The sequence below is a fragment of the Fructilactobacillus florum 8D genome (genome assembly GCF_000512295.1).
In the GTDB taxonomy this organism is placed as follows: domain Bacteria; phylum Bacillota; class Bacilli; order Lactobacillales; family Lactobacillaceae; genus Fructilactobacillus; species Fructilactobacillus florum.
Genome location: NZ_ALXG01000009.1, coordinates 1 through 3,268, shown reverse-complemented (window position 1 = coordinate 3,268; position 3,268 = coordinate 1). Strand labels below are relative to the sequence as shown.

The 3,268-nt window shown below is 49.6% G+C and carries 2 rRNA genes; both read right to left on the bottom strand.

Annotated features, from left to right (window positions below):
- Nucleotides 1–117, bottom strand: a 5S ribosomal RNA gene (gene rrf / locus B808_RS00480).
- 81 nt (nt 118–198) lie between these two features.
- Nucleotides 199–3,115: ribosomal RNA gene (locus B808_RS00475) — 23S ribosomal RNA — on the bottom strand.
- Between the last annotated feature and the right edge of the window lie 153 nt (nt 3,116–3,268).

The following is a 3,268-nucleotide window of genomic DNA, read 5'->3' as shown; positions in this document are numbered from 1 at the left end:
GCGTGGCAACTTCCTATCCTCGCAGGGGGCGATCCCCCAACTACTTTTGGCGTACTGAAGCTTAACTACTGTGTTCGGCATGGGAACAGGTGGATCCTTCAGGCTATCGCCACCACACTCATTACTTGAGCGACCTTCGTTCGCTCAAAACTAGATAATATTTGTTTTCCGTCCGATTACCATTAACCACCTTACTACTTGGTTAAGTCCTCGACTGATTAGTATTAGTCCGCTTCGCATATCACTACGCTTCCACTGCTAACCTATCGACCTGATCATCTTTCAGGAGTCTTACTTCCAAATTGGAATGGGAAATCTCATCTTGAGGCGAGTTTCACACTTAGATGCTTTCAGCGTTTATCTCATCCATACATAGCTACTCAGCAATGCGCCGGGCGGCGCAACTGATACACCAGCGGTATGTCCATCCCGGTCCTCTCGTACTAGGGACAGCTCCTCGCAAATTTCCTGCGCCCGCGACGGATAGGGACCGAACTGTCTCACGACGTTCTGAACCCAGCTCGCGTACCGCTTTAATGGGCGAACAGCCCAACCCTTGGGACCAACTACAGCCCCAGGATGCGATGAGCCGACATCGAGGTGCCAAACCTCCCCGTCGATGTGAACTCTTGGGGGAGATAAGCCTGTTATCCCCAGGGTAGCTTTTATCCGTTGAGCGATGGCCCTTCCATGTGGTACCACCGGATCACTAAGTCCGACTTTCGTCCCTGCTCGACTCGTTGGTCTCGCAGTCAAGCTTGCTTTTGCCTTTACACTTACAGAATGATTTCCAACCATTCTAAGCAAACCTTTGAGCGCCTCCGTTACTATTTAGGAGGCGACCGCCCCAGTCAAACTGCCAACCAGACACTGTCTCCGAGCACGATTAGTGCTCAGGGTTAGAGTGTTCACATAGCCAGGGTAGTATCCCACCATTGCCTCCACCGAAACTAGCGTTCCGGTTTCCACGGCTCCTACCTATCCTGTACAAGCTATCTAAACACCCAATATCAAGCTACAGTAAAGCTCCATGGGGTCTTTCCGTCCTGTCGCGGGTAACCTGCTTCTTCACAGGTATCTTAATTTCACCGAGTCTCTCGTTGAGACAGTACTCAAATCGTTACGCCTTTCGTGCGGGTCGGAACTTACCCGACAAGGAATTTCGCTACCTTAGGACCGTTATAGTTACGGCCGCCGTTTACTGGGGCTTCATTGCAAGGCTTCGCCGAAGCTAACCTGTTCACTTAACCTTCCAGCACCGGGCAGGCGTCAGCCCATATACGTCATCTTACGATTTTGCATAAACCTGTGTTTTTGATAAACAGTCGTTTGAGTCTCTTCACTGCGGCTGGCCCGTAGGCCAGCACCCCTTCTCCCGAAGTTACGGGGTCATTTTGCCGAGTTCCTTAACGAGAGTTCGCTCGCTCACCTGAGGATACTCTCCTCGACTACCTGTGTCGGTTTGCGGTACGGGTAGTTGTTTACTAACTAGAAGCTTTTCTCGGCAGCGTGACATCAGTCGCTTCTCTACTTAAATTTCGATCCTCATCAGCGCTTGTCAACCCGATTACCAGCATTTGACTGCTAACCTGACTTACGCTTTGAACATACTCTTCCAATCGTATGCTCGACTTAGCCTTCTGCGTCCCTCCATCGCTGTAACATAAACAACTAGTACAGGAATCTCAACCTGTTATCCATCGCCTACGCTTCTCAGCCTCGGCTTAGGTCCCGACTAACCCTGGGCGGACGAGCCTTCCCCAGGAAACCTTAGTCATTCGGTGGATCAGATTCTCACTGATCTTTCGCTACTCATACCGGCATTCTCACTTCTAAGCGCTCCAGCAGTCCTTCCGGTCTGCCTTCATTGCCCTTAGAACGCTCTCCTATCACGCAACGTAGTTGCGTCCGCAGTCTCGGTAATATGCTTAGCCCCGGTAAATTTTCGGCGCAGAATCACTCGACTAGTGAGCTATTACGCACTCTTTAAATGGTGGCTGCTTCTGAGCCAACATCCTAGTTGTCTGGGCAACTCCACTTCCTTTTCCACTTAGCATATATTTAGGGACCTTAACTGGCGGTCTGGGCTGTTCCCCTTTCGACGATGGATCTTATCACTCATCGTCTGACTCCCGGACATAAATCAATGGTATTCGGAGTTTATCTGAACTCAGTAATCCAAGACGGACCCCTCGCCCAAACAGTGGCTCTACCTCCATGATTCTAATTCCGAGGCTAGCCCTAAAGCTATTTCGGAGAGAACCAGCTATCTCCAAGTTCGTTTGGAATTTCACCGCTATCCACACCTCATCCCAGCACTTTTCAACGTACACGGGTTCGGACCTCCGGTGCGTATTACCGCACTTTCATCCTGGACATGGATAGATCACCTGGTTTCGGGTCTACGGCTACATACTAGAAACGCCCGTTTCAGACTTGCTTTCGCTACGGCTCCGCTTTTTCGGCTTAACCTTGCATGTAACTGTAACTCGCCGGTTCATTCTACAAGAGGCACGCTATCACCCCTTAACGGGCTCTAACTGCTTGTAGGCACATGGTTGCAGGAACTATTTCACTCCCCTTCCGGGGTGCTTTTCACCTTTCCCTCACGGTACTGGTTCACTATCGGTCACTAGGGAGTATTTAGCCTTGGGAGATGGTCCTCCCGGATTCCGACGCCGTTTCACGTGTGGCGCCGTACTCAGGATCCTGAACTGAGGGCTGGCAATTTCGCTGACGAGACTATCACTCTCTCTGGTGCAGCTTCCCAACTGCTTTAGCTATTGCCAACTTTTGTAACTCAAATGTTCAGTCCTACAACCCCGAACCGCAAGGGTTCGGTTTGGGCTGTTCCCCGTTCGCTCGCCGCTACTGAGGGAATCGAAGTTTCTTTCTCTTCCTGCGGGTACTGAGATGTTTCAGTTCCCCGCGTCTGCCTCTAATTAGCTATGTATTCACTAATTAGTCACCAGTCATCACACTGGTCGAGTTTCCTCATTCGGAAATCTCCGGATCAAAGCTTACGTACAGCTCCCCGAAGCATATCGGTGTTAGTTCCGTCCTTCATCGGCTCCTAGTACCAAGGCATTCACCATGCGCCCTTTCTAACTTAACCAATCGTCCTGCGGACGATTAATTAATGAGCTTTGCGATTAAACTTATTAAACACTCATTTATCACAGTGGTTGTTGTTTCTCGGTTGAAATTATATTTACAATATAATTCTACAGAAAATAATATTATCTAGTTTTCAAAGAACCAAGTTTGA